The 26,577-nt window shown below is 67.8% G+C and carries 23 protein-coding genes, 1 pseudogene and 1 riboswitch; of the genes and pseudogenes, 13 read left to right on the top strand and 11 right to left on the bottom strand.

Features of this window, described 5'->3' with window-relative positions; translation table 11 throughout:
• Nucleotides 1-27: 27 nt before the first annotated feature.
• Both ACFYRX_RS15370 and hisC read right to left on the bottom strand, forming a co-directional pair.
• On the bottom strand, nt 28-1,536 hold the full coding sequence (locus ACFYRX_RS15370; RefSeq protein ID WP_389099678.1) for a cytochrome ubiquinol oxidase subunit I: 1,509 nt from the start codon (nt 1,534-1,536) through the stop codon (nt 28-30).
• 187 nt (nt 1,537-1,723) lie between these two features.
• The gene (gene hisC, locus ACFYRX_RS15365; protein ID WP_389099676.1) at nt 1,724-2,803 is read right to left on the bottom strand and encodes a histidinol-phosphate transaminase; all 1,080 of its coding nucleotides are present in this window, start codon (nt 2,801-2,803) and stop codon (nt 1,724-1,726) included.
• Nucleotides 2,804-3,198: 395 nt separating this feature from the next.
• Here hisC and ACFYRX_RS15360 point away from each other — a divergent pair, with 395 nt between their 5' ends.
• The 3 genes from ACFYRX_RS15360 (at nt 3,199) to ACFYRX_RS15350 (ending at nt 6,633) form a co-directional block, all read left to right on the top strand.
• A complete protein-coding gene (locus tag ACFYRX_RS15360; RefSeq protein ID WP_389099674.1) occupies nt 3,199-4,311 on the top strand; it encodes a LacI family DNA-binding transcriptional regulator in 1,113 nt (370 codons plus the stop codon).
• Between the two features lie 201 nt (nt 4,312-4,512).
• Nucleotides 4,513-5,577, top strand: a complete 1,065-nt coding sequence (locus tag ACFYRX_RS15355) for a metallophosphoesterase (protein ID WP_389099672.1) — start codon at nt 4,513-4,515, stop codon at nt 5,575-5,577.
• A gap of 195 nt (nt 5,578-5,772) precedes the next feature.
• Nucleotides 5,773-6,633 (top strand): hypothetical protein, encoded by an 861-nt coding sequence (locus tag ACFYRX_RS15350; RefSeq protein ID WP_389099670.1) that lies wholly within the window; start codon nt 5,773-5,775, stop codon nt 6,631-6,633.
• 148 nt (nt 6,634-6,781) lie between these two features.
• Here the strand turns inward: ACFYRX_RS15350 and thiC are convergent, their stop codons facing one another.
• Nucleotides 6,782-8,596 carry a phosphomethylpyrimidine synthase ThiC gene (gene thiC / locus ACFYRX_RS15345; RefSeq protein WP_389099668.1) on the bottom strand — a complete coding sequence of 605 codons (1,815 nt, stop codon included), beginning with the start codon at nt 8,594-8,596 and terminating at the stop codon, nt 6,782-6,784.
• Nucleotides 8,589-8,778: riboswitch (TPP riboswitch) on the bottom strand. Its footprint overlaps the gene before it by 8 nt.
• Before the next feature lie 71 nt (nt 8,779-8,849).
• Between thiC and ACFYRX_RS15340 the strand changes: the two genes are divergently transcribed.
• Nucleotides 8,850-10,520, top strand: a complete 1,671-nt coding sequence (locus ACFYRX_RS15340) for a YibE/F family protein (RefSeq protein ID WP_389099666.1) — start codon at nt 8,850-8,852, stop codon at nt 10,518-10,520.
• 286 nt (nt 10,521-10,806) lie between these two features.
• On the opposite strand, the gene ACFYRX_RS15335 is transcribed toward ACFYRX_RS15340, so the two are convergent.
• The 4 genes from ACFYRX_RS15335 to ACFYRX_RS15320 form a co-directional block, all read right to left on the bottom strand.
• A complete protein-coding gene (locus ACFYRX_RS15335) occupies nt 10,807-11,244 on the bottom strand; it encodes an SsgA family sporulation/cell division regulator (RefSeq protein WP_389099664.1) in 438 nt (145 codons plus the stop codon).
• 98 nt (nt 11,245-11,342) lie between these two features.
• Complete coding sequence (locus tag ACFYRX_RS15330; protein WP_389100012.1) at nt 11,343-12,077, bottom strand: IclR family transcriptional regulator; 735 nt, start codon at nt 12,075-12,077, stop codon at nt 11,343-11,345.
• Between the two features lie 457 nt (nt 12,078-12,534).
• A complete protein-coding gene (locus ACFYRX_RS15325) occupies nt 12,535-12,747 on the bottom strand; it encodes a DUF5326 family protein (protein WP_389099662.1) in 213 nt (70 codons plus the stop codon).
• 147 nt (nt 12,748-12,894) lie between these two features.
• Nucleotides 12,895-13,212 carry a cupin domain-containing protein gene (locus ACFYRX_RS15320; RefSeq protein ID WP_389099661.1) on the bottom strand — a complete coding sequence of 106 codons (318 nt, stop codon included), beginning with the start codon at nt 13,210-13,212 and terminating at the stop codon, nt 12,895-12,897.
• Nucleotides 13,213-13,269: 57 nt separating this feature from the next.
• Between ACFYRX_RS15320 and ACFYRX_RS15315 the strand changes: the two genes are divergently transcribed.
• The 5 genes from ACFYRX_RS15315 to ACFYRX_RS15295 all read left to right on the top strand — a co-directional run bounded on the left by ACFYRX_RS15315 (nt 13,270) and on the right by ACFYRX_RS15295 (nt 17,006).
• Nucleotides 13,270-13,647, top strand: coding sequence for a phage holin family protein (locus ACFYRX_RS15315; RefSeq protein WP_389099659.1), 378 nt, complete (start codon nt 13,270-13,272; stop codon nt 13,645-13,647).
• 7 nt (nt 13,648-13,654) lie between these two features.
• Nucleotides 13,655-14,146 carry a low molecular weight protein-tyrosine-phosphatase gene (locus ACFYRX_RS15310; protein ID WP_389099657.1) on the top strand — a complete coding sequence of 164 codons (492 nt, stop codon included), beginning with the start codon at nt 13,655-13,657 and terminating at the stop codon, nt 14,144-14,146.
• A complete protein-coding gene (locus ACFYRX_RS15305; RefSeq protein ID WP_389099655.1) occupies nt 14,143-15,282 on the top strand; it encodes a cystathionine gamma-lyase in 1,140 nt (379 codons plus the stop codon). Before ACFYRX_RS15310 ends, ACFYRX_RS15305 begins: the two co-directional genes overlap by 4 nt.
• A 223-nt stretch (nt 15,283-15,505) precedes the next feature.
• Nucleotides 15,506-16,435, top strand: a complete 930-nt coding sequence (locus tag ACFYRX_RS15300) for a LysR family transcriptional regulator (RefSeq protein WP_389099653.1) — start codon at nt 15,506-15,508, stop codon at nt 16,433-16,435.
• Nucleotides 16,436-16,523: 88 nt separating this feature from the next.
• Entirely contained in the window at nt 16,524-17,006 is a 483-nt protein-coding gene (locus tag ACFYRX_RS15295) for an NUDIX domain-containing protein (protein ID WP_389099651.1), read from the top strand.
• Between the two features lie 11 nt (nt 17,007-17,017).
• Here the strand turns inward: ACFYRX_RS15295 and ACFYRX_RS15290 are convergent, their stop codons facing one another.
• Entirely contained in the window at nt 17,018-18,559 is a 1,542-nt protein-coding gene (locus ACFYRX_RS15290) for a globin domain-containing protein (protein ID WP_389099649.1), read from the bottom strand.
• 398 nt (nt 18,560-18,957) lie between these two features.
• Nucleotides 18,958-19,590, bottom strand: a complete 633-nt coding sequence (locus tag ACFYRX_RS15285) for an HAD family hydrolase (RefSeq protein WP_389099648.1) — start codon at nt 19,588-19,590, stop codon at nt 18,958-18,960.
• A 208-nt stretch (nt 19,591-19,798) separates the two neighbouring features.
• Between ACFYRX_RS15285 and ACFYRX_RS15280 the strand changes: the two genes are divergently transcribed.
• From ACFYRX_RS15280 to ACFYRX_RS15270, 3 genes and pseudogenes are all read left to right on the top strand, one after another.
• Nucleotides 19,799-20,665 carry a GNAT family N-acetyltransferase gene (locus ACFYRX_RS15280; protein WP_389099646.1) on the top strand — a complete coding sequence of 289 codons (867 nt, stop codon included), beginning with the start codon at nt 19,799-19,801 and terminating at the stop codon, nt 20,663-20,665.
• A gap of 154 nt (nt 20,666-20,819) precedes the next feature.
• A pseudogene (locus ACFYRX_RS15275) lies at nt 20,820-21,216 on the top strand (MarR family transcriptional regulator); the annotation flags it as partial.
• 9 nt (nt 21,217-21,225) lie between these two features.
• On the top strand, nt 21,226-21,678 hold the full coding sequence (locus ACFYRX_RS15270; RefSeq protein ID WP_389099644.1) for a GNAT family N-acetyltransferase: 453 nt from the start codon (nt 21,226-21,228) through the stop codon (nt 21,676-21,678).
• Nucleotides 21,679-21,769: 91 nt separating this feature from the next.
• Here ACFYRX_RS15270 and ACFYRX_RS15265 read toward each other — a convergent pair whose 3' ends face one another.
• Nucleotides 21,770-23,155 (bottom strand): serine hydrolase domain-containing protein, encoded by a 1,386-nt coding sequence (locus ACFYRX_RS15265; protein ID WP_389099642.1) that lies wholly within the window; start codon nt 23,153-23,155, stop codon nt 21,770-21,772.
• Between the two features lie 126 nt (nt 23,156-23,281).
• Nucleotides 23,282-24,760 (bottom strand): replicative DNA helicase, encoded by a 1,479-nt coding sequence (dnaB, locus tag ACFYRX_RS15260; protein WP_389099640.1) that lies wholly within the window; start codon nt 24,758-24,760, stop codon nt 23,282-23,284.
• 459 nt (nt 24,761-25,219) lie between these two features.
• On the opposite strand from dnaB, the gene ACFYRX_RS15255 reads away from it, so the two are divergent.
• On the top strand, nt 25,220-26,557 hold the full coding sequence (locus ACFYRX_RS15255; protein WP_389099638.1) for an MATE family efflux transporter: 1,338 nt from the start codon (nt 25,220-25,222) through the stop codon (nt 26,555-26,557).
• Nucleotides 26,558-26,577 lie beyond the last annotated feature (20 nt).

The raw sequence follows: 26,577 nt of genomic DNA, 5'->3' as shown, positions 1-26,577 counted from the left end.
TGAGCTCCCTTGGCCTAGCAGCGAGGCCTAGTACGAGAAGGCCATCGGCTTGTCGGCGTCACGGGCGTCGCCGCCGATCTTCGTGGGCGGGTTGAGGTCGGCCTCCGTGAGCTCGGGCGGTCCGGCCTTGACGTACTTCACGAGCAGCTTGACCTCGACGACGGCGAGGATGGCGTAGAGGGTCGTGAAGGTGATCATCGAGATGAGGATCTCGGCCTGGGAGACGCCGGGGGAGACCGCGTGCCGGGTCTGCAGAACGCCGTAGACGACCCATGGCTGGCGGCCCATCTCGGTGAAGATCCAGCCCCAGGAGTTGGCGATCAGCGGGAAGCCGAGGGTCCAGATCGCCGCCAGCCAGTACAGCCTGCCGAGCCTCGGGCTGAGCGCCTTGTTCTTGAACAGGACCAGGTTCGGCACCTCGTCCTCGGCGACCCTCAGGTGCTGCGGCAGCATGAACTTCTTGCGGGTCAGCCAGAGGCCGGCGAGCCCGATGGCGAAGGACGTCATACCGAAGCCGATCATCCAGCGGAACGCCCAGAAGGTGACGGGGATGTTGGGACGGTAGTCGCCCGGCCCGTACTTCTGCTGCTCGGCCTTGTTCACGTCGTTGATGCCGGGGATGTACGAGGTGAAGGTGTCGTCGGCGAGGAAGGACAGCAGGCCCGGGATCTCGATGGCCACGGTGTTGTGGCCCTTCTCCACGTCGCCGTAGGCGAAGATCGAGAACGGCGCCGAGTCCTGGCCGTCCCACAGCGCCTCGGCGGCGGCCATCTTCATCGGCTGCTGCTTGAACATGACCTTGCCGAGAGTGTCGCCGCTGATGGCGGTGAACATGCCGGCGATGACCACGGTGATCAGGCCCAGCCGCAGCGAGGTCTTCATCACGGCGATGTGCCTCTTGCGGAACAGGTGGAAGGCCGCGATGCCGACCATGAACGCGCCTCCGGTCAGGAAGCACGCGCTGAGCGTGTGGAAGGCCTGGGCGAGAGCGGTGTTCTGGGTCAGCACCAGCCAGAAGTCGGTGAGCTCGGCCCGGCCCTTCGCCTCGTTGATCCGGTAGCCGACCGGGTGCTGCATCCACGAGTTGGCCGCGAGGATGAAGTACGCCGACAGGATGGTGCCGATCGAGACCATCCAGATGCAGGCCAGGTGGATCTTCTTGGGCAGCTTGTCCCAGCCGAAGATCCACAGGCCGATGAACGTGGACTCGAAGAAGAAAGCGATCAGGGCCTCGAAGGCGAGCGGGGCACCGAAGACGTCACCGACGAAGCGCGAGTAGTCGGACCAGTTCATGCCGAACTGGAACTCCTGCACGATGCCGGTGACCACGCCCATCGCGATGTTGATCAGGAAGAGCTTGCCCCAGAACTTGGTGGCCCTGAGGTACCGCTCGTTCTCCGTGCGCACCCAGGCGGTCTGAAGGCCGGCCGTGAGGGCCGCCAGCGAGATCGTCAGGGGGACGAACAGGAAGTGGTAGACGGTGGTGATGCCGAACTGCCAGCGCGCCAGGGTCTCCGGCGCCAGAGCCAGGTCCACGTCGCCGCTCCTTACCTCACAGGCTTGTGGAACAAATGCTTACTAAAGGTCCCGCTTGTGAAAGCGTTCACATTCACAAGCCCAGTATGCCGCACCTGTATTCGACAGACGAAGGGGGGTCCCGATTACCGCCGGGAACCCCCCTTCCGATCCGCCCTGACCTGCACAGACGCGCGGTCGGTGTGAGCTAAAGCTCCTTGCGGAAGCCCTCCGTGACCTTCAGGAAGATGTCGTTCGCCTCGGTCTCCCCGATCGTCACCCGCACACCCTCGCCAGCGAACGGCCGTACGACCACGCCGTGCTGCTCGCACGCCGCCGCGAAGTCGACCGTGCGCTCCCCCAGCCGCAGCCACACGAAGTTGGCCTGGGTCTCGGGCACCGTCCAGCCCTGGGCCCGCAGCCCCTCCACCACGCGATTGCGCTCACACACCAGCGAGCCAACCCGGCCCAGTAGTGCGTCCTCGGCCCGCAGCGAGGCGATCGCCGCCTCCTGCGCGAGCTGGCTGACCCCGAAGGGCACCGCGGTCTTGCGCAGCGCCGCGGCCACCGGCTCGTGGGCGATCGCGAAGCCGACGCGCAGGCCCGCGAGGCCGTACGCCTTGGAGAAGGTGCGCAACACACACACGTTCGGCCGCGTGCGGTACAGCTCCACGCCGTCCGGCACCTCGGGGTCCCTGATGAACTCGCGGTAGGCCTCGTCGAGCACCACCAGCACGTCACTCGGCACCCGGTCGAGGAACCGTTCCAGCTCGGGCCGCTTCACGACCGTGCCCGTCGGGTTGTTGGGGTTGCAGACGAAGATCAGCCGGGTCCGCTCGGTGATCGCGTCGGCCATCGCGTCCAGGTCGTGCACATCGCCCGCCGTCAGCGGCACCTGCACCGAGGTGGCACCGCTGATCTGCGTGATGATCGGGTACGCCTCGAAGGACCGCCAGGCGTAGATCACCTCGTCGCCGGGTCCGGAGGTCGCCTGGATCAACTGCTGGGCGACGCCGACCGAGCCGGTGCCGGTGGCCAGGTGCGAGAGCGGGACGCCGAAGCGCTCGGACAGCTCGTTCATCAGGCCCGTGCAGCCCATGTCCGGGTAACGGTTGAAGGAGGCGACCGCGGCGGTCACGGTCTCCAGCACGCCCGGCAACGGCGGATACGGGTTCTCGTTGGAGGACAGCTTGTAGGCCACCGGACCGCCGGCCGCGGCGGGCTTGCCCGGCTTGTAGGTGGGGATACCCTCCAGCTCGGCGCGCAGCTTGGGGCTTGTCTCGCTCACCGCAGTCCTCCTCATGACACCGCTTCCAATACTGCTCACCTTATGAGGATTGGGCGCAGCTGCGTACAGGTGAGGGCCAACCTCATCAGCCTCACTGGCATCACGGGCATCACCGTACGAAGTCAGACGAATCAGGGGGCGCGGTCACATATATCTATGCGCCGGTGGCTCGCGCCGTAGCGCGCGTCGCCCGTACAGGTGAGTTGAGACCTCTTCGAAACATCGGGGACTTGGCAGGCCCATGCGTGCCGACAAGTTACGTAGTGCCATTGGATCGTTTAACTGGCTCTGTTTCACAGGTGATTGACATGAGATGACCTTGCAGAAACGTGCCTGTCAACGCGTGCATATGCGTCCGCCCTACCCCACCGCATGAGCCCTACTATCGGCTCGCCATGACAGCAGCAGGGAAGCACCAGGTGAGCCGCGCGGAAACCTCACGTCGAGGCAGTCGGCCGGGCCGGGCGGGCATCAGAGACGTGGCCGCCGCCGCCGGAGTCTCCATCACGACCGTCTCCGACGCCCTGAACGGCAAGGGCAGACTCCCGGACGCCACCCGCCGCCATGTCCGGGAGGTCGCCGACCGGCTGGGATACCGGCCCTCCGCCGCAGCCAGAACCCTCCGTACCGGCAAGTCGGGGCTCATCGGCCTGACCGTGACGACGTACGGGGATGAACCTTTCACCTTCACCGAGTTCGCGTACTTCGCCGAGATGGCCCGGGCCGCCACCTCCGCCGCGCTCGCCCGCGGCTACGCCCTCGTCATCCTGCCCGCGACCTCGCGCCACGACGTGTGGTCGAACGTCGCCCTGGACGGCACCGTGGTCATCGACCCGTCCGACCAGGACCCGGTCGTCAGCGAACTGGTCCGGCAAGGCCTACCGGTCGTCTCCGACGGCCGCCCGGCGGGCACACTCCCGGTCACCGCATGGGTCGACAACGACCACGAGGCCGCCGTACTCGGCATCCTCGACCACCTGGCCGACGCCGGCGCCCGCCGCATCGGCCTGCTGACCGGGACGACCACGGACACGTACACCCATCTGTCGACCAGCGCTTATCTGCGCTGGTGCGAGCGGGTGGGCCAGGACCCGGTCTACGAGGCCTATCCGGCACACGATCCGTGCGCGGGCGCCGTCGCCGCCGACCGGCTGCTCGCGCGCCCCGACCGCCCCGACGCCGTGTACGGCCTGTTCGACCCGAACGGCACCGACCTGCTGGCAGCCGCCCGCCGCTACGGTCTGCGCGTTCCGGAGGACCTGCTGATCGTCTGCTGCAGCGAATCCACCGTGTACGCCAGCACCGAGCCGCCCGTCACCACGCTCTCCCTCAAGCCGCGTCGCATCGGCACGGCTGTGGTCCAGCTCCTCATCGACGCGATCGAGGGGGTCGAATCGGACCAGCCGGTCGAGCAGGTGATACCGACGGAGCTGATCGTGCGCACCTCGTCCCAGCGACGAGCCCCGCGCACGACGGTCAGCCCGCCGCGCTCGCCCGAGGAGAAGTAGTCCAGGAACGGCCGGGCGACGGTCGAAGCCCGGCCCAATCGGGGCGAATGCCGCGGTGAACAGGAGTCTTGCTCCGATTCACCACCCCTGGGTCATCACATGGCGCGATCCGCATTCCTATGATGGGCCCACGACACCGCGGGCCGCTGCGACCAGGCAGTCCGAAGCGGTGCAGATGCGGCGCGATGGTGGAGGGGTCTGATGACTCAGGGGGCCGGTCAGGGACCCGAGATGGAGCGCACGCCAGTGCTGCGCGACTTCCGGGTACCCGCGTACGTCAACGAGACCGGTCCATACGGCCACAGCGCACACCCCGGCGACGTCGTCCCGGCCCACGAGGAGGCGTACCCGGAGGGGTACACCCCGACCGAGCAGGACCTGCCCGTCATCAACCAGGACGACACGCTCCAGACAGCCGCCGACCCCGCAACCGACGCGGCGGACGGCCCCGGTCCGCTCTTCGTCGTCGGCGACGTCCACGGGTACCTCGACGAACTGATGGGCGCACTCCAGGAGAAGGACCTCGTCGACGCGGCGGGAAACTGGTGCGCGGGCACCGCCCGGCTGTGGTTCCTCGGCGACTTCACCGACCGCGGGCCCGACGGCATCGGCGTCATCGACCTCGTGATGCGGCTGTCCGCGGAGGCCGCGGCGGCCGGCGGCTACTGCAAGGCCCTGATGGGCAACCACGAGCTCCTGCTGATCGGCGCGAAGCGGTTCAGCGACACCCCCGTCAACTCCGGCGCGGGCACCGCCACCTTCCAGGCAGCCTGGCTGCTCAACGGCGGGCAGAAGACCGACATGGACCGGCTCCAGGACCATCATCTGCAGTGGATGGCCCGGCTGGACGCCATCGAGGAGGTCGACGGCCATCTGCTCGTCCACTCCGACACCACCGCCTATCTCGACTACGGCGACTCGATCGAGGCGGTCAACGACACCGTCCGCGAGACCCTCACGCGCAACGACGCGGACGAGGTGTGGGATCTGTTCCGCAAGTTCACCAAGCGCTTCTCCTTCCGCGACGAAGGCGGCGCCGACCATGTGCGCTCCCTGCTCGACACCTACGGCGGCGCCCGGATCGTTCACGGACACAGCCCGATTCCCTATCTGCTCGGCGAAGTGGGCTCCGAAGACGACGAGGACAAATCCAGTCCGGTGGTCGAGGGACCCCACGTCTACGCCGACGGACTGGCCATCGCGATGGACGGCGGGGTGACCATGGCCGGAAAACTGCTGGTCCAGCAACTGCCCCTGGATATCTGAACCCTTCACGGGGCAGATGTCCCCCTATGACGGACTGACCGGCGAGAGCGCAGGCCAGAGGCCAATTTCTGGAAACCCCCTGTCACCCTGTGCCGTCGCCGCTCTACCATCTTGGTTATCCGTAGCAGGCTCCCCTCCGTTTCTGCCCGACGGCTCGTTGGCATGCGAGCCCCAAGCCCTACGGAGCATCGGGGGATGCACATGAACAGCGTTCCGCAGCACCTGCACAGCGAGGACCGCCAGGAGTACGAGCGGATCCTCGACGAGGCGCTGCGCTCCGCCCCACACCGTCCCGAACTGGCCGCTGTCGGACAACGGCTGAATCCCGAACAGCTGCGCACCATGGCGCTCAACGCCACCGCGCTCATCACGGCGGCCGCGGCGAACGAGTACCAGCACTACGTGAAGGTCCGCGAGGAACAGCGCCGCCCAACGCCGCCCACCCTGTCGTCCGTGCACGAACCCGGCCCGGCCGAGTCCGGCACCGGTGCGATGGGGCTCGCCACGGCCGTGGGAGAGGTCGCCGAGACCACCGGTGCGGGCGCCGTCGCCGTCGCCGCGGTCCTGACGCCCGTCCTCGCCGGCATCGCCGCGGCGATCTTCCTGCTCGTGGGCTACATCCTCCAGATGCTCAACCCCGAGCCCGCATTGGCCCACACCATGATCACCATCGGCTGGGTGTTCGGAGCCATGACGGCGGCCGCGATCCTGGTCGCCGCCGGCGGGCTGCTGCTCACCGCGCTGCGCAACCGGCCCTCACCGGACCCGGGGTACGGCGAGCTGAGCGGGGAGGTGGCACGGGCCAGGAACGCCTGGCGCGAGGCACTGCTGGAACGCGGCATCCTCCCCTTCCTCAGAGAGGCACTGGCCGACCCGGGCACCGCCGCACTGCACCACACGGCACCGCCCGCACCGACCAGCCGCATGCCCAACCTCGGCTACGACCGCCCCGGCTTCTCCAGCCCCGACGAGGGAGCCTCGGGCGCCCGTCCGAGCTTCACCAGCCCGGACTACAGCAGCCCGGACTTCGGGGGGCCGGAACACCAGCCGGAGTGACACGAGCCGACGTCACAGCCGGAACAGCCCCTCGGCTTGCGCCCCCACCACGGGGAGCGCAAGCCGAAGACCCGGCTGCGCGTCCGGTTGGTTCAGGTTCTCTGCCTCACTCTGCTGCCCCGACGCGCCCCGTGCCGCGGCATCGCCGTCAGTCGGCGATCGGCAGATACACCCGGTTGCCCGAAGCCGCGAACTCCTTCGACTTCTGGGCCATGCCCTCCTCGATCTCCTCCTGGCTGTCGCCGTGAAGCCGGCGGATGTCCTGGGAAATCTTCATCGAGCAGAACTTCGGCCCGCACATGGAGCAGAAGTGGGCTGTCTTGGCCGGCTCGGCCGGGAGGGTCTCGTCGTGGAACTCGCGGGCCGTGTCCGGGTCCAGGGCGAGGTTGAACTGGTCCTCCCAGCGGAACTCGAAGCGGGCGTCGGAAAGAGCGTCGTCCCACTCCTGGGCGCCCGGGTGTCCCTTGGCGAGGTCGGCCGCGTGGGCGGCGATCTTGTAGGTGATGACCCCGGTCTTGACGTCGTCCCGGTTGGGCAGGCCCAGGTGCTCCTTGGGCGTGACGTAGCAGAGCATCGCCGTGCCCCACCAGGCGATCATCGCGGCGCCTATGCCGGAGGTGATGTGGTCGTAGGCCGGCGCGACGTCGGTGGTCAGCGGGCCGAGCGTATAGAACGGAGCTTCATCGCAGATCTCCTGCTGAAGGTCGATGTTCTCCTTGATCTTGTGCATCGGGACGTGTCCCGGGCCCTCGATCATGGTCTGTACGTTGAAACGCTTCGCGATCCGGTTGAGTTCCCCGAGCGTGCGCAACTCCGCGAACTGCGCCTCGTCGTTGGCGTCCGCGATCGAACCGGGCCTGAGGCCGTCGCCCAGCGAGTACGTGACGTCGTAGGCGGCGAGGATCTCGCACAGTTCCTCGAAGTTCTCGTACAGGAACGACTCCTTGTGGTGCGCCAGGCACCAGGCCGCCATGATCGAGCCGCCGCGCGAGACGATCCCCGTCTTGCGGTTGGCCGTCAACGGTACGTACGGCAGGCGCACGCCCGCGTGGACGGTCATGTAGTCCACACCCTGCTCGGCCTGCTCGACGACCGTGTCCTTGTAGATCTCCCAGGTCAGCTCTTCGGCACGGCCGTCCACCTTCTCCAGCGCCTGGTAGAGCGGCACCGTCCCGATGGGAACGGGGGAGTTGCGCAGTACCCACTCGCGCGTGGTGTGGATGTTGCGGCCGGTGGACAGGTCCATGACCGTGTCAGCGCCCCAGCGGGTCGCCCAGGTCATCTTGTCGACCTCCTCCTCGATGGAGGACGTGACCGCGGAGTTGCCGATGTTGGCGTTGACCTTCACCAGGAACCGCTTGCCGATGATCATCGGCTCGATCTCAGGATGGTTGACGTTCGCCGGCAGCACCGCGCGGCCCGCCGCGATCTCCTCGCGGACGACCTCCGCAGAGACGTTCTCCCGGATGGCCACGTACTCCATCTCCGGTGTGATCTCTCCGCGTCGGGCGTAGGCGAGCTGTGTGACCGCGTTCCCGGCACGGCTCCGGCGCGGCTGGCGCGGCCGACCCGGGAAGACCGCGTCGAGGTTGCGCAGTCCGCCCCGCGGTGAGGTGTGCTTCACGCCGTCGTCCTCGGGGCGCACAGGACGGCCCGCGTACTCCTCGGTGTCCCCGCGGGCCACGATCCAGTTCTCCCGCAACGGCACCAGGCCCCGGCGGACGTCCGTCTCGGCCAGCGGATCGGTGTACGGGCCCGAAGTGTCGTACAGCGTGACCGACTGCCCGTTGGTGAGGTGCACCTGACGGACCGGCACCCGCAGATCGGGGCGTGAGCCCTCGATGTACGCCTTGTGCCAGCCGATGGACGTCCCGGCCTCCGTGGGATGTTGCGTGGGGTTTCCACCCCGAATGGGCTGTTCGTCCTGGCTGGAGGCAGGCGTGCGTGCGTCCTTGATGGTCATGAGACCTACTCCCTACGCCGGCATTACCCGGTAACAGGTTCGGCGGTCGACGCAGCGGTTTCCGTCTGCCGACGTTTCGTGGGGAACGTCACTCACTCGTGAGGACGTTCCACGTGAAACATCGCTGGGACGGAGGTCAGCGCCCTCTCAGCCCGGTGCTCCGAGCTCCCGCGTGTACAAAGGTGCCACCACGCTAGCGTCAATTCGGGCGCGGTGAACAGGGGGCCCCATTCGTTCTTGCGATGATCGGTCGGTGACCACGACGCATCAGCCCCCGTACCCGCCTCCCGAGCCACCGCGCCGGCCGGGCTCCGGAAGCGGACCCGGAAACCGCCTCGGGTATGGCCCTGGCGGAGGCTCCCGCAGTGCTCCCGGAGCCGGCGGGTCGGACGGCTGGCACGAGCATGAACACGGCGACGGGCACGCCTACAGCCAGGGACACAGACCTGGCGACGGTGACGTCGCTCCTGGCAGCAACCATGGCGGAGGCGGAGGCGACAACAACCGTCATGACGGCCATGGCGGAGGTGGCGACGGCCACGGGCACGGAAGCGGTGGCGGTGGCGGTGGCGGGCACGGCCACAGTCACAGCCACGGCCCGGCGGCCCCCGTCTCCAAGCACCTGCGGAAAGTCATCGCGGCGATCCTGATCCCCTTCGGCGCGGCCGTCCTCGTGGGGCTTGTGATGCTCTGGCCAGGCGGTGCCCCCGCGCACGAACGCACAGGGGTCGGCTTCGACCGGCAGACCCAGCAGGCCACCGTCAGCAAGGTCGTGAGCGTCAGCTGCAAGTCGGTCAACGCCTCGGGGGAGGCCCCGACCGGAGACACCTCCACCGCCGAGGGCTCCTCCGCCGAGCAGCAGGCGAACGGCACCTGCAAGAAGGCAACGATCCGGGTCGACACGGGCAACGACAAGGGCCGCACCTTCACGGAGATCGTGCAGCCGGACCAGTCACGGCAGTTGCACCAGGGCCAGAAGGTCGTGGTCGCGTACGAGCCCTCGGCGCCCAAGGACCTGCAGTACTCGGTCACCGACGTGAACCGCAGGTTCCCGATGGGCCTGCTGGCCGGCATCTTCGCGCTCGCCGTCGTGGTCGTCGGGCGGTTGCGCGGTGTCATGGCGCTGGTCGCGCTGGCCATCAGCTTCATGGTGCTGAACTTCTTCGTCCTGCCCGCGATCCTGCAGGGCTCGAACCCGCTCCTCGTGGCGGTGATCGGGTCGAGCGCCATCATGCTGATCGCCCTCTACATGTGCCACGGTCTGTCGGCCCGTACCTCGGTGGCGGTACTGGGCACCCTGATCTCCCTGGTGCTGATCGGCATCCTCGGCTCGCTGTTCATCGGCTGGGCCGCGCTCACCGGCAACACCGACGACAACACCGGGCTCATCCACGGGCTGTATCCGTCGATCGACATGAGCGGTCTGCTGCTCGCCGGTGTCATCATCGGCTCGCTCGGCGTCCTGGACGACGTGACCGTCACGCAGACCTCGGCGGTCTGGGAGCTGCACGAGGCCAACCCGGCGATGGGCTGGCGCGGGCTGTACCGCGCCGGTATCCGCATCGGTCGCGATCACATCGCGTCCGTCGTCAACACGCTCGTCCTCGCCTACGCGGGCGCAGCTCTGCCGCTGCTGCTGCTCTTCTCCATCGCCCAGTCCAGCGTGGGGGTCGTCGCCAACAGCGAGTTGGTCGCGGAGGAGATCGTGCGGACGCTGGTCGGATCCATCGGCCTCGTCGCCTCGGTACCGGTCACCACGGCCCTCGCGGCCCTGGTGGTCTCGGCCGACCGGCCTGGCACAGATACGGCGAGGGCGGGGACCGCGGCTCCCGCACCCGCGCCGGCGACGAGCGCGAGTGCGGGCACGGCGGGTGGCCGCCCGTCTCCGGCCCGGGGCGGGAAGGGACGGCGGCGCAGGCACTGAGAGGGGTCGACGCCCCTGAAGGCACGCCCAGATGCCGCGGTGCGAGGACGGGAGAACACGTCGCCCCACTTCGCCTCGCGTCCACTTCGCCTCGCCTCGACGCCGACCAGCCGCTCGCCCGGCCCGAGCCTGACCGATCAGCCCGTCATCGACTGGCATCCGTCTCTCGTCGCGTCCTGACGACGGTGTCCTGCCCGACGGCCGCCGCCGCATCCACCCGGCAGAAGCGTTCCTGCGCCCTCCCGGCCCATGATGAAGCGTTCCGCCACCTCACTGCCGTATGGCGTCAGCCCGCGCTCTGCTCCTCCGCCAGGATCCGGTCCAGTGCCTCGTCGAGGTGGGTGTCGAAATCGGCCTTCGCGGCCTCCTGGCCGAGCGGCACCAGCTTGTCGGTTCGGTCGAGGAAGGCGATGATCGGCGCCGTCGACGAGCGGAACAGTGCCTGGTCACCGCCGACCTGAAGCCTGATCAGCACATCGCCCAGTAGGTCGGGACCGGAGGGCGCGACGTGTACGTCACCCTCACCGCAGGGCCGGCCCACCCCGTCGATCAGCAGCTCGCGGCCGAAGGCCCAGGTCACCGGGGCATCACCCGGCAGATGGAACGTCAGTCGGACGGCGTAGGGATCACAAGCCTCGTAGCGCAGCTCCACCGGAATGCGGAAGGAGAGCTCTTCCGACACCAGAAAGCTCATCATGACCTCTGCCTGTACGGTCTCGCGCATCGCCTACCCCGTCATCTGCCTTGGTTGGCCGGGAATGATCCCTCTGACACTGGTGGCATCTTGCTGAACGTATGCGGCAGATCACAAGGAGTGAGTTTTCAGATACTGATAGAGATCGCGAGCGAACCCATCAGACGCCCGATTTCCCCTTGCAGTTGCTGGGTTGCGGCCATGAGCCGGTCCGACTGATGAGCGGGGAGAGAGATGGCCATCGTCGCCGCCGCGTTACCCAATGTGATCGGAAGGGCCGCGCACACCGTTCCCAGCGCGTACTCCTGACGTTCGATCACCGGCTCCATCCGGCCGGTCCGTTCGAGACGCCGGAGCAGGTGGTGGTTGTCGCGCACCGTGTACGGAGTGATGGACTGCACGGGATAGCGGTCGAGGTGGTCGCGCCGGGCCTCCTCGTCGAGCTGGGCCAGCAGGCACTGCCCGATGGCGTGCGCGTGCGCGGTCTCACGGAAGTCGGCCCACTCCTCGACCGCCGGGTTGCCCGGGGTGTCGGAGACACAGAGCACTTCGATCTCTCCGTCCCGGTACTGCGCGTAGTACACCGGCACACCGATCAGGTCGCGCCAGTGCGCGAGCGCCTCGCCGACCGTGCTGCGACGTTTCTGCTGGGCTCCGCTGCTGCTCAGCCGCTCTGCTGCCTCGCCGAGGAAGAAGAGGCCCTTGTCCCGGCGTAGATAGCCCTCATGGACGAGGGTGCGCAGCAGGTGGTACGCCGTGGGGAGCGCCAGTCCGGTCTCGCGGGCGAGTTGTTTGGCCGGGGCTCCGTGCTCGTGCTCCGCGACGGATTCGAGCAGGCGCATCGCGCGCTGGACGGACCCGATGAGGGTCGCGGAGTGGGGCTGCTCCTGCCGTTCGGAGGGTGTCGCCGCGTGTCGCTGGACGGGCGCGGTCGGCCGTGCAGGAACAGGTGTCTGCCCGGCACAGGGTGCCTGGCCGGCAACTGACGGCCGAACCGGGGTCGTCGGCTGTACGGGAGCTGTCGCCCGTACCGAGGCCGTCGGTGAGGGAGCCGTGGCCTGCACGGGAGCTGTCGTCGAGCGGGCGTCGAACTGTGCGGGTGCGGTGTCAGCCGTGGCCAAGGGTCACTCCCGGAGCGCGAGGGGGCAGCCCGTGCAAGGGAACACGGGAGGGGGTGTACGCCGCTCGCGGGGTCTTCCCCGCGTCGAATTCCGGACTTTAACGGTCCGCCCCCACACGTATGGGGCCCGTCCGGAAAACTTCCCTCGCCCGAGGGAACAGGTCGTCCCTGTTACCCCTCGCCCCGGCCGCTCCGGACGCTCACCAGTCGCTGCGTGACGAGGAGCTCGACATGAACTTCCGTACGACGTAGACGAGTCCGCCGACCAGCGCCACGAAGAGCAGCACCTTGAAGAGCAGGTAGAAGACGAAGCCGACGACTGTGGCTATCAGTCCGCCGAACACGACCAGGGCGATGACCGGCACCGCGATCCACTTCACCCACCACGGCAGCCCCGCGAAAATCTCTCCCATCGCCCTACACCTCTCTGCAGTCCGGCACCTTCAGTGCCGGATCACCAATGTCCTGCACTCGATGCTAGGGCCGACAGGTGTCCCGGCGGGGGCCTGGCATCCCTTGTCCTCCCCTGACTGATCCCCTAGGGAACCCCGAGGCCTCAGTCAGCTCTCCGGGGGAGAGAACACCACCATGACCCTCAGGTCCTCGCTGATGTGGTGGAACTTGTGTGCGACCCCGGCCGGCACGTACACCACACTGCCGCGTGCCACCTGGGTGGTCTCCATGCCCACGGTGATCGCCGCGCGGCCGCTCACCACGAAGTAGACCTCGTCCTGGTGGTGCGGCTGCTGCGGGTCCTGCGAGCCCGCATCGAGTGCGTACAGGCCGACCGACATGTTCCGCTCACGCAGGAACTGGAGGTAGGCGCCGTCATTGGCGGCACGCTCCGCCTCCAGTTCGTCCAACCGGAATGCCTTCATCGACTTCGTCCGCCCTCGCCGTACTCGTAACCGATCTCTTCTGCCACGATCAGACACATGAAGAATTTCGTAGTCAAGACGATCGCCAACGCCGGCGCCCTGGCGGTCGCCGTCTGGCTGCTCGACAAGATCACCCTGACCGGTGACAGCACGGGCAAGAAGGTCTGGACGCTCGTCCTGGTCGCGCTGGTGTTCGGCCTGGTGAACTTCCTCGTCAAGCCGATCGTGCAGACGCTGACCTTCCCACTGTTCATCCTGACGCTCGGCCTGATCACCCTGGTGGTCAACGCCCTGATGCTGCTGCTCACCTCGTGGCTGGCCGGCAAACTCGACCTGAGCTTCCACGTCGAGGGCTTCTGGACCGCGGTCCTCGGCGGACTGATCATCTCGATCGTGTCCTGGGCGCTGCACGTCGTCCTGCCCGACGAGGACTGAGCAGGCCGTGACCTACCGCGTCTGCTTCGTCTGCACGGGCAACATCTGCCGTTCCCCGATGGCCGAGTCGGTCTTCCGCGCCCGTACGGCGCAAGCAGGCCTGGACGGCCTGGTCGAGATCGACAGCGCCGGCACGGACGGCTGGCATGAGGGCGACGGCGCCGACCCGCGCACCGTGTCCGTCCTGGAGGAACACGGCTACGACGGCGGCCACACGGCCCGGCAGTTCCAGCCGTCCTGGTTCTCCCGCCTCGACCTCGTCATCGCCCTGGACACGGGTCACCTCAGGGCCCTGCGGAGCCTCGCACCCACCCCGGAGGACGCCGGGAAGGTACGGCTGCTGCGTTCGTACGACCCCGCAGCGGGCGCCGACCTCGATGTCCCGGACCCGTACTACGGGGGCCGGGACGGCTTCGAGGAGTGTCTTGAGATGGTGGAGGCGGCGAGCGAGGGGCTGCTCACCGCGGTACGCGAACAGACGGAGGGACGGGTGGCATGAGCGACAGGGCTGCGGGCGACGGCGAGGGCACACGCGCGGTACGGGCCGGACTGCCCGAGGCGGTCAAGAACGAACCGACACTGCCCGGTCCGGCGTTCGCGGCCCACTTCCATCTGCCGGGGGAGGTGGACGGTCCGTACACATACGGCCGTGACACGAACCCGACCTGGACTCTGCTCGAACGTGCGATCGGCGAGTTGGAGGCACCGGGGCAGGACGGCGTCGAGACGCTCGTCTTCGCCTCGGGGATGGCCGCCATCTCGTCGGTGCTGTTCTCCCAGCTGCGCACGGGCGACGCCGTGGTCCTGCCCGACGACTGCTACCAGGCGATGCCCCTGGTACGGACCCAGCTGGAGGCCTACGGCATCGAAGTGCGCACCGCGCCGACCGGCGGCGACGCCCAGCTCGACGTCCTCGACGGCGCGCGGCTGCTGTGGATCGAGAGTCCGTCCAATCCCGGGCTCGACGTGTGTGACATCCGGCGGCTCGCCGAGGCGGCACACGCGCGTGGAGCTCTCGTCGCCGTCGACAACACACTCGCCACACCGCTCGGACAGCGCCCGCTGGAGCTCGGAGCGGACTTCTCCGTGGCCAGCGGCACCAAGCAGCTCACGGGGCACGGAGACGTCCTCCTGGGGTACGTCACGGGTCGCGCCGGCGAGGCCATGGACGCCGTACGCCGCTGGCGGAAGATCGTGGGGGCGATCGCGGGGCCCATGGAGGCCTGGCTGGCGCATCGCTCGATCGCCACGCTCCAGATGCGGGTCGACCGGCAGAACGCGAGCGCCCTGGTGCTCGCCGAGGTGCTGCGCGCACGGCCCGAGGTGACCGGGCTGCGTTATCCGGGGCTGTCCGACGACCCCTCGCACAAGATCGCGTCCCAACAGATGCGGCGCTATGGGTGCGTGGTCTCCTTCACGCTGCCCACGCGCGCGCGTGCCGGCCGTTTCCTCGACGCCCTGCGGCTCGTGGACGACGCGACGAGCTTCGGCGGGGTGCGCTCCACTGCCGAGCGACGCCGACGCTGGGGCGGGGACGACGTGCCGGAGGGCTTCATCCGCTTCTCGGTCGGCGCGGAGGATCCCGAGGACCTGGTGGCGGATGTGCTGCGTGCGCTCGACGAGTCGGCCGACTGACCATTTCTCCGGGCTTTCACAGCTGTCCGGCTACGTACGACGGACGGTCCGAGCCTCCCCCCTCGTGGCTCGGACCGTCCCGGTTCTGCGCGCGAAGAACCGCGCGAACAAGGCTAGTTGACTCTGTGTCAGTGTCCAATCACAGTAGCGACAGAGACCTATCGACATATTTATAGTTGGGCCCTGCCTCACGGCCGGGAGAAGGGGAGGGGAGGGCGTCACCATGGATCTGGCTCTGCTGCGCACCTTTGTGACGGTGCACCGGGCCGGTTCCTTCACCCGCGCCGCCGCGCTCCTGGGACTGTCGCAGCCGGCCGTCACCTCGCAGATCCGTACGCTGGAACGGCAGTTGGGGCGTCCCCTGTTCCTGCGACAGGCCCGTGGCGTGACCCCGACCTCCATCGGCGACGAACTGGCTCACAAGGCCGCGCCTCATCTCGACGCCCTGGTGGAGATCACCGAGACCGGTCTCGAGGACGACTCCTCCTTGCGGACCCTGCATCTCGCCGGGCCCCCCGAGTTCATCGCCGAACGGGCGCTGCCCGCGCTCACCGAGCTGACCGGCGAGGACGGCCAGGGTTTCGCCCTGCGGGCCTCCTTCGGGAATGCCGAGGAAACCCTGGAGGGGCTGGCCGCCGGGCATCATGATCTGGCCATCTGTACGGCCCGCCCTCGGGGTGCGCTGCTCACGGCCAGCACTCTCTGCGACGAGGAGCACGTCCTTGTAGCCGCCCCGCGCTGGGCCGAGCACATCGGTTCCGGGGAGACGGACGGCACGCCGGAGACCGTCCCCGCGGTCAAGCGAGCGCCGGCACTGGAGAACATCCCCGTGGTCGAGGTGCACGAGTCGCTGCCCTTCGCCTCGCGCTACTGGGCCTCGGTCTTCGACTCCCATCCGGCCGCTCCAGGTACGGTCATCGTGCCGGACCTGCGGGCAGTGCTCGCCTGCACGGTCGCGGGCGCCGGGCTCGCGGTGCTGCCGCGCTATCTGTGCACGGTCGCCCTGGAGAGGGGTGACGTCGTCGCGCTGCACGAGCCCACCGTGCCGCCGCTGCGGACGTACTTCCTGGTGGTGCGCACCGGGACACTGGCCATGCCGCATATCGCGCGGGCGCACGAGTGGCTGTTGCGTGCCGCTGCCGACTGGTGCTGACCAGGGATTTCGACGAGTTCACGCGGCGAGCCCGAGCGGTGACACCATGCGATGTTTCACGTGGAACCATCCGGGCCACATTCCACCCATGACCGTCCGACCCGTGGTCAAGCGCACCGCACGTGCTGTTCTGCTAGATGGTGACGACCTGATCTTGATCAAGCGCACCAAGCCTGGCCTGGATCCCTACTGGCTGACTCCCGGCGGCGGAGTCGAGCCCACTGACACAACCGTCGTCGACGCCCTGCACCGCGAGGTGTACGAAGAGCTCGGCGCCAAGGTCACCGATGTGGTGCCCTGTTTCGTGGACACCGTCGAGCACATCGGCAAGGACGCCGCCACGACCGGAGTGAAGGTGCAGCACTTCTTCGTCTGCCACCTGGAGTCGATGGACCCGTCCCTGCGGCACGGTCCCGAAGTGGACGAGCCCGTCGGGGAGTACGAGATCGTGCGGGTGCCGTTCACTCGCATCGGAATCGCCTCCGTACACCTCGTCCCGCTGTCCCTGCGGCACTATCTGGACGGCAACATCGAGGGCGTACGGGCCATGCACGCGCCGGACCTGGGCTGACCCTCACCAGGTCACTGGGCCAGGACGAGTTCCTCCACGGAGTCGTGGCGGATGCGTTCCGCCGGAATTCCGATGGACCTGAGCGTGTCCACGCCACTGCGGATCATCCCGGGCGGGCCCGACAGATAGGCGTCGTACTCGTGCCAGGGGCCGTACTCACGGACGGCGTCCGGGAGTTGGAGGCGGGACTGCCGGTCGATGATCGCGCGGACCGACAGCCAGGGATGGGACTGCTGGAGCCTGAGCATCGTGTCGATGTCGTACAGGTCGTTGTCGGTGCGAGCTCCGTAGAACACCTCGACCGACCGCCGTTCACCGTACTCGGCCACGTCTTCGATCAGCGCCTTGATCGGCGCGATGCCGGTGCCTCCGCCCACGCACAGCAGTCCGCTGTCGGTGCTGTGGTCCACGGTCATCGACCCGGTAGGCGGGCCGAGCCGGATGATGTCGCCGGGTCGGGCGCGGTGCACCAGGGCGCCTGAGACCCAGCCCGCGGGGACGGCCTTCACATGGAATGACAGCAGGCCGTCGGAACGGGGTGCCGCGGCGAAGGAGTAGTGCCGCCATACGCGCGGCCACCACGGCGTCTCCAGGCTTGTGTACTGGCCTGCGAGGAAGGGATAGGGCTGGTCGGGCCTGACGGTGACGACGGCGACGTCAGAGGTCCTCAGCTCGTGCGAGACGACCTGTGCGTACCACCAGGGCGGGGCGCGCAGTTCGTCGGCGGCCGCCGCGTCGATCATCACCTGCGAGATCCTCGTGTACGTCCGGACCCAGGCCGCTTCCGTCTCCGCGCCCCAGGACCCGGAGGCGTACTTGCTCAGAGCCCCGATGAGGCATTCGCCGACCGCCGGGTAGTGCTCGGGGCGGGTGCCGTACTTACGGTGCCCCCGGCCCAGGTTCTGGAGGTGGTCGACCAGGACCGGCGCGTTGTCGATGTGCTCGGCCGCGGTCAGTAACGCTTTGAGCAGGCGGTCCCTTTGGGCGTCCATGGCGGCGGGGAACAGCGGGCGCAGATGGGGATGGCGCACGAAGAGCAGCGCATAGAAGTACGACGTGACCTTGTCGGCCACGGGGGCGACTTCGGCCATGGTCCGGCGGATGAGGACGGCGTCCGGAGAGGGCGGCCGGTCGCTCGGGGGCAGATACGCGAACCGCGGTGAGGCGGTGCCTATCGCCGTGCCGGTGCTCGGGAGTGGGGCGGGACGCTGAGCAGGGGCCGCGCCCGGCGTCTGCGTCCCCGTCTGGAGCCGTGTCTCATCTGTCCGCTTCGCGCCCTGTGTCTCGTCGGCCGGCCCCGGTATCCGCTCGCCGGGTGGATCTGGGTCCAGTCCGGGGTCGGCCTCGGACGACTCTGTGCCCTGGGCCAACAGGCCGGGCTCGGCACTCGTCACGGTGCCCGGCGAAGTACTTCTCTCTGCCGTTCCCTGTTCGGTGCCGGCCTCCGTCGGCGGTTGCGTGTGCGGACCGAACCAGCCGCTCCCGCCCCCGGAATTACCGTTGTCGGCCGACCTCGTGGTCGGAGCGTCCATGGTGTGCCTCGCCTCGGACATCTTTCGGTCTGTCTGCGCACTTCTTCGGTCGGAAGGTGCCTGCTTTCCCCCGCAGACGGCTTGCTCTCCATGCCAGGCACCACGGCCAACGTGTCCGCATTCAACTCGTATTCGCAGTCTCTGCTGACAAGGGGCGAGCGCGTGACATCGACCCGGCACCCTTACTGGAGCGTCCCACTACGTGTGGTTGCATCGACCGCATAACCATAAATGCGGGTCTTCGATCTATCCATCCCGTTAGGCTGCATTGCCCCGCTCTCGGCCGCACACGGGTGGCCCCTCCCATACGGACAAGAACCGGAGTCGACCCTACCGGCCACCGCTCCGCACACAAGTCCCCCTGCCTCCTTCACGAATTGATCGCGGAGTGCTCGCGGGGCGAACCGTGAGTAGTCCAATTAGCGGGCGTGGCGTACCAATTCATAGGCTTCCCACAGATCCAAGCCCGTGTACGAGTGGGTCGAGATACCGGACAGATGACGGTCCGCATTAACCGCCACGGAGAGCGGCACCGCACGGAAGAGATCCCGGTCAGAAGCCGAGTCGCCATAGGCAACACAGTCTGCTCGTGTCACGCCGAACTGCTCACACAGCCGGTCGGCGATCAGGACTTTGGCGGCGGCGCTGAGCGCTCCGGCCGGGTCCACAGGTTCGGTGAAGGGAACGGCCGGAAAACGGGACCCGTATGCGGCATGAGCTCCCCAGCCGGTGAGCCGCTCCACGAAGAAGGACGGGGAGAGCGAGACGACCGCGCAGTAGTCGCCCTGCTCTCTGATCTCCGCCCAGACGTCACGGATGCGGGCCAGCCACGGAGCACCGTCGAAGGCCGCAATGACATGCGCCTCGGTCAGAGCCGCCCACAGCGCATACACCTGCAGCGCGTAATCGGGCGGGCCTATCAGGCCGGCTCCGATCGCCTGGTCGAGCGCCGCCGTCTCGGCTTCGAGCCCGAGTTGGCGGGAGATCTCCACGGGTGCGCTGGTCCCGTGCAGCAGAGTGCCGTCGAGGTCGAACAGATGAAGTCGCGCCATGTCCCTGAGGCTACTGATCCACGGTGGCGGTGGAACCTGGGGGTTGCACACTGTTGATCGCCGGATAGTCACCGTTCTCCGATGTTTCACGTGAAACACCCGGCATCTGCTCGTGTGCTGTGCGCTTGGCTACGACATGGCCAAAAGCTCGTACGCGCCCCCGGAAACAGGTGGACGCCGAGGGCGCCTGTCGGACAGCCTGACCTGCGTGCCGATTCCTTCTCTCTCCGCTCTCCCCATCCGTCGTCTGACGCTTCGCGATCTCATCGCCTGCGCCGACTTGTCCGAGGACCGGGGGTGGCCGCGCGAGGAGCACAAGTGGGGCTTCCTCCTCGCGGCCGGAAAGGGATACGGCATCGACGACCCTGATGGAGGTCTCGTCACCGCCTGCGTGATCACGGAATACGGCCCGTACAGCCAACCCGATCTGGGAGCGATCGGGATGGTGCTGGTCGCCCAACGGCACGCCCGACAGGGCATCGGACGTCGCCTCATGCGCCACGTCCTTTCCCTTATGGACACCACCCCGCTGACTCTGCACGCGACGCCCTATGGCCGCCCGCTCTACGAGGAACTGGGCTTCAAGATCACCGGCCGGGCGGAGATGCTGCGCGGGCGCTTCACGCCGGGCGGCCCGGCACCCAGGGTGGCCACACGTGCGGCCACCGCCGAGGACCTCGCCGCGATCCTCCGGCTCGACGAGGAGGTGCTCGGCACCGATCGCACGCATCTCATCACTCGGCTGCCCGCCTTCGCCGACCAGTTGCGCGTCGCCGAAGAGAACGGCCGCATCCTCGGATACGCGGCTGCCTGGCCCAACATGGACACACATGTCGTGGGCCCGCTGATCGCCCATGACACCGAGACAGCACAGGCCCTCCTGACGTCCCTCGCCGCCGCCACCGACCGCCCCCTGCGCACCGACATCGACGTACGGCACGAAGAGCTGCTGGCGTGGGCCAGGGAACGCGGTCTGGCGTCGGTCGCCTTCAACTCGGTCATGACGTACGGGATCGCGGAGCTTCCGGGTGACTGGAGTCGGCGCTTCGCTCCGCTGACGGTGGCGGCGGTCTGAGACACGCCGGTACGGAGCCGGCGCCATGGCGCACTGCAGCCCGCTGTGCGGCAGGCGCCGTACGCAGCCAGGCGGAGAGGGCGTTGCCCAGGTCGAAAGCGCCGAGGGCTCGCGGCGGTACGGCAGTGAAACCCAGGGAGATGTACAGCAAGGACACGGACGGATCCAGGCACACATCGACAAGGCCCTCCAGACCGGGCAAGGCCTCAGCGTGCGGGAGTACTCCCTGCTCGACGTCCTGGCTGGGCCGCCGACACGACAGGGAAGGCGGGCATGTGCAGCCAGAGAGAGAGCGCCACCACCCGCCTGATCACGCGCGTGGAGGACCGCGGCTTGCTCTCCCGCTACCTGCACCCCACAGACCGCCACGCCATCTGTACCGACGTCACCGACACCGGCCGCACCCCCTCGAACAAGCCCGGCTCACCCACGAGAAGGCACGGCGCGAAGCCCTCGACCAAGCCGCCCTCAACCCCGAACTCGCGTCCCTCGTAAGCACCTTGCAAGCCCTGCACGCACTCACAGCGCCCCTGCAGGAGAACTCCGCATAAGGTGCGGTCATGGAAGATCTCGAAATTCGGCCCGCCACGACGGACGACGTATCCGAGATCGTCGCCATGCTGGCCGACGACCCCCTGGGCGCCCAGCGTGAGTCACCGGACGACCTGGCTCCCTACCGGACCGCGCTGGAACGTCTCTCCGCCGACCCGAACCAGCATCTGGTCGTCGCCACGCGGAAGGACCGCGTGGTCGGCACGCTTCAGCTCACGGTCATTCCAGGCCTGTCGCGACGCGGCGCCACGAGGTCGATCGTCGAAGGGGTGCGGATCCACGCCGATGAGCGCGGCACCGGGCTCGGGACGCTCCTCATCGAGTGGGCGATCGAGGAATCCCGGCGTCAGAACTGCCAGTTGGTGCAACTGACCTCCGACAACACGCGCACCGACGCCCACCGCTTCTATGAGCGGCTCGGTTTCACCGCCTCACACGTGGGCTTCAAACTGCCTCTGTGACCCTCCCCCGTGGCGCTAGCGCTCACCGGTACGGCGAGGCGTCCTGTTTCACGTGAAACAGGACGCTGATCAACCGGCCGGGCAAGGACACCTAGCCGATGCCCCGCCACCCCTGCGGATCCACACCACCCGGCACGGCAGACCCCTCGTCGTACGGCTGCCGTGTGAACACGAAAGAGCCGAGGTCGAGGTGGTCAACGGACCCGTCGGGACGTAGTACGGCTCTCAAGAGCTCTCCCTGAAAATAGCCCTCCAGGCCGGTCCAGGTACCGTCACCGTTGAACCGGAACCGTGAGCGGCGACCTGCACCCGACAGCGGCTCCAGCGAGGCGAGCCCGTCCGCCGTCAGCCGTAGGGCGAATCCGTGGGTCCCCCAGTACCACTGGCCCGCCAACTCCAGTGCGGGCGAGTCGGCTTCGCTCATCGGGCGCCAAGGCTCCGGAACCGTGGGCTCGGCCTCGGCGACGATCCGTACGAGATCCGCACCGACGACGGACAGCATCGGGCCGGAGGTGCAGTTGGCCAGCACTACCGCCGCGATGTCATCCGCGACACTGATCGTTAGGTTGGCGAGGAAGCCCGGCAACGAGCCCGAATGGCCCACGAGCAGCCGGCCGTCGCGGAACTGGATCTGCATCCCGAGCCCGTATGAAGCACCGTCGGCGAGATCCTCGATCCCGGGCGGCGCCGCGGGCGTGTGCATCTCCCTCACGGTCTCCGCGCTCAGGACCCGGTCGTCGCCGTTCATCAGGAATACCGCGAAGCGGGCCAAGTCCGCAGTGGTGGACCAGAGTTGACCGGCGGCGGCCATCCGCCCGAGGTCCTCGGAAGGTTCGGGCAGCATCACGTCGGCCCATGGATGTACTGCCCAGCCGCCCGCATGCGGCGCTTGGGGGTGGGTGCTCGTGCGGTCGAGCCCCAGGGGTGCGAGCACTTCCCGTCGGAGCACTTCCTCCCACGGAGCCCCCCGCAGCTTCTCGACGAGAGCCCCCAGCATGGTGTAGCCGGGATTCGAGTAGTGGAAGCGGCGGCCGACGGGGTGCAGGAAGGGTTGGCCGCCCAGCACGTCGGCGAGTTCGGGCCGCAGAGCCCCGGGCGTACGCTCCCACCAGAGTCCGGGAGACTCGGCCGCCAATCCACTTGTGTGGGCGAGCAGTTCGGCGACGGTGGCCTCCCCCGCCCCGGTGCCGGCCACGTGCTTCTCCAACGGATCACGGAGATCGAGCAGCCCTTCGTCACGCAGTCGCATGACGAGAACGGCGGTGAAGGTCTTGGTGATCGATCCGATGCGGTACTGCACGTTCCCGTCCGGGCCGTGCCCGTCCACCGAGGTACGCGCCCCCTCCCACACGGTCCGTCCGCCCCTCACAACCGCCGCGACCAGCGACGGCGCCCGTCCTTCGGCCTGTGCCACGGCAATCCGGTGCAACAGCGCCCGCCGTGTGCCGGGAAGCAGCTCTTCCTGAGATGTCGTCATGCCCACAGTCCATCCCGTGAGGGACACGGACGTCGACTTCTTTAGGCCCGGAGCCGAGAGGCTTGATGGGGTCCAGGACAGCAGGGGGGAAGCGGAGCTCGCGCTCAGTACGACGGGCCACAGATATCAGGTCTGCGCCATGTCCACGAAACGCGAGTAGTGGCCCTGGAAGGCGACGGTGATCGTCGCTGTGGGGCCGTTACGGTGCTTGCCCACGATGATGTCCGCCTCGCCCGCGCGCGGTGACTCCTTCTCGTAGGCGTCCTCGCGGTGCAGCAGGATCACCATGTCGGCGTCCTGCTCGATGGAACCGGACTCACGCAGGTCGGACACCATCGGCTTCTTGTCCGTACGCTGCTCGGGACCACGGTTGAGCTGCGAGAGAGCGATCACGGGGACCTCAAGCTCCTTGGCGAGGAGCTTGAGGTTACGGGACATGTCCGAGACCTCCTGCTGACGGCTCTCCTGGCGCTTGGAGCCACCGGCCTGCATCAGCTGGAGATAGTCGATGATCACGAGTTTGATGTCATTGCGCTGCTTCAGCCGACGGCACTTGGCGCGGATCTCCATCATCGACAGGTTCGGGGAGTCGTCGATGTACAGCGGAGCGGAGGACACTTCGGGCATCCGACGCGCCAGCCGGGTCCAGTCCTCGTCCGTCATGGTGCCCGAACGCATGTGGTGCAGGGCCACCCGCGCTTCGGCCGACAGGAGACGCATCGCGATCTCGTTGCGCCCCATCTCGAGGGAGAAGATGACGCTGGCCAGGTTGTTCTTGATAGAGGCAGCGCGGGCGAAGTCCAGTGCGAGGGTGGACTTTCCCATGGCGGGACGGGCTGCGATGACGATCATCTGGCCCGGGTGCAGACCGTTGGTGAGCGAGTCGAGGTCCGTGAAACCAGTGGGCACACCGGTCATCTCGCCGCTGCGCGAGCCGATCGCCTCGATCTCGTCGAGGGCGCCCTCCATGATGTCGCCGAGCGGCAGATAGTCCTCGCTGGTGCGCTGCTCGGTGACCGCGTAGATCTCGGCCTGGGCCCGGTTGACGATCTCGTCGACGTCGTCGTCGGCCGCGTATCCCATCTGGGTGATGCGGGTACCGGCCTCGACCAGGCGGCGCAGGACCGCACGCTCGTGGACGATCTCCGCGTAGTACTCGGCGTTCGCCGCCGTCGGCACGGTCTGGACGAGGGTGTGCAGATACGATGCGCCGCCGACCTTGTTGATCTCGCCGCGCTTGGTGAGCTCGGCAGCGATCGTGATGGGGTCCGCCGGCTCGCCCTTGGCGTAGATGTCCAGGATCGCCTGGAAGATCGTCTCGTGGGCGGGCTTGTAGAAGTCGTGGCCCTTGATGACCTCGACCACGTCGGCGATGGCGTCCTTGGACAGGAGCATGCCGCCGAGGACGGACTGCTCGGCATCCAGATCCTGGGGCGGCACCCGCTCGAAGGCCGTGCCTCCGCCGTCCCACTCGCTGCTGTCCCTGCCGCGGTCGTGCTGCTCGTCTCGGCCCCGGCCCCCGTCGCCGCGGCGGCGTGAGGAGGGCAGACGATCACTGGGACCGCTGTCGGCCCACGGGTCGTCCAAGGGCTCGGAAATACTCACCGAGCCACCTCCTCCCGTCCGCCGAGCGGACCTCGCCGTGCTTCTTATTTCTACGGCACGGCACTGACAAATGAGACGCCCAACTCCGGTTCTGGCGGGTCGGTTTTGCGTTGGTTTTCAGGCCGACGGATGTAGCGGGCGCCGGACCACCGTAGGCCCGCGGGCACCTTCAGCCAATCTGGTTATCCACAGGCCATGTGGACGACGGCCCGGATGCTGTGGAGAACTCCGCAAAACCTGTGCACGACCCGGTGGACAGGCCTGTGAACAAGCTCTGTCCACTCCTCACAACACCACCCTGACCTGCAGCTTCGCCATCCACCGGCTGTGCAGAAGAAAAACTTTCTCAGCTGGCTCAAGATCAGTTGGAGCTGCACACAGTGAGACGCCCCGCCTGAGCACTAGTAAGGGTCTAACTAACATTGCATCTCTTACCTGTGGACGATTAGATTGGTGCACATGACACAGGCGCCCGCGACCCCCAAGGCCCTCCGGCGACAGCACGACCGCGAGATCGTGGCACTCGCCGTTCCCGCCTTCGGCGCGCTCGTCGCCGAACCCCTCTTCGTCATGGCAGACAGCGCGATCGTCGGCCATTTGGGGACCGCACAACTCGCCGGTCTCGGCATCGCCTCGGCCCTGCTCACTACGGCTGTCAGCGTCTTCGTCTTCCTCGCCTACGCCACCACGGCCGCCGTCGCCCGACGTGTAGGAGCCGGCGATCTTCAGACCGCCATCCGCCAGGGTATGGACGGCATCTGGCTGGCACTGCTGCTCGGCGCCGCAGTAGTTGCCGTGGTCCTGCCCACCGCACCGGCGATCGTGGAGCTCTTCGGAGCCTCCGACACGGCAGCTCCCTACGCCACCACCTACCTGCGGATCTCAGCCCTCGGCATACCCGCCATGCTGGTGGTACTCGCCTCCACCGGCGTGCTCCGCGGCCTGCAGGACACCAGGACCCCGCTCTATGTGGCCGTCTCCGGTTTCATCGCCAACGCCGTCCTCAACGTTGGCCTCGTCTACGGCGCCGACCTCGGTATCGCGGGATCCGCCTGGGGCACGGTCATCGCTCAGTGCGGTATAGCGGCCGCCTACCTCGTGGTCGTCGTCCGCGGAGCCCGCAGACACGGCGCCTCTCTGCGTCCCGACAGAGCGGGGATCAGGGCCTCCGCACGAGCCGGCGTCCCTCTGCTGGTCCGCACGCTTTCCCTGAGGGCGATCCTGATGATTGCCACGGCAGTCGCGGCCCGTCTGGGTGATGCCGACATCGCTGCCCACCAGATCGTCCTGTCCCTGTGGAGCTTGCTCGCCTTTGCCCTCGACGCCATTGCCATCGCCGGGCAAGCCATCATCGGTCGTTATCTGGGTGCCGACGACACCGACGGTGCCCGCCAGGCATGCCGTCGGATGGTGGAGTGGGGCATCGCGGTCGGGGTCGCTCTCGGCGTGCTGGTCGTGCTGTCCCGCCCACTGCTCCTGCCCCTGTTCACCAGCGACACCACAGTCAAGGACGCCGCCCTGCCCGCTCTGGTGATCGTGGCTCTCTCCCAGCCGATCTGCGGTGTCGTCTTCGTCCTGGACGGCGTACTGATGGGCGCAGGGGATGGGCCATACCTTGCCTGGGCCATGGTGATCACCCTGGCTGCCTTCGCCCCGGTGGCCCTTCTCGTGCCGGCGCTGGGCGGCGGACTCAGCACACTGTGGGCAGCTATGACATTGATGATGACTGTCCGCATGCTGACGCTCTGGCTACGGACCCGGTCCGGCAACTGGATCGTCACCGGCGCGACCCGCTGACCGTTTCACGTGAAACATCG

Origin of the sequence: Streptomyces sp. NPDC005374 (assembly GCF_042872225.1) — a bacterium.
Taxonomy (GTDB): domain Bacteria; phylum Actinomycetota; class Actinomycetes; order Streptomycetales; family Streptomycetaceae; genus Streptomyces.
Note: the sequence above shows the minus strand (reverse complement) of the source record. Positions and strands in the feature narration are given on the sequence as shown.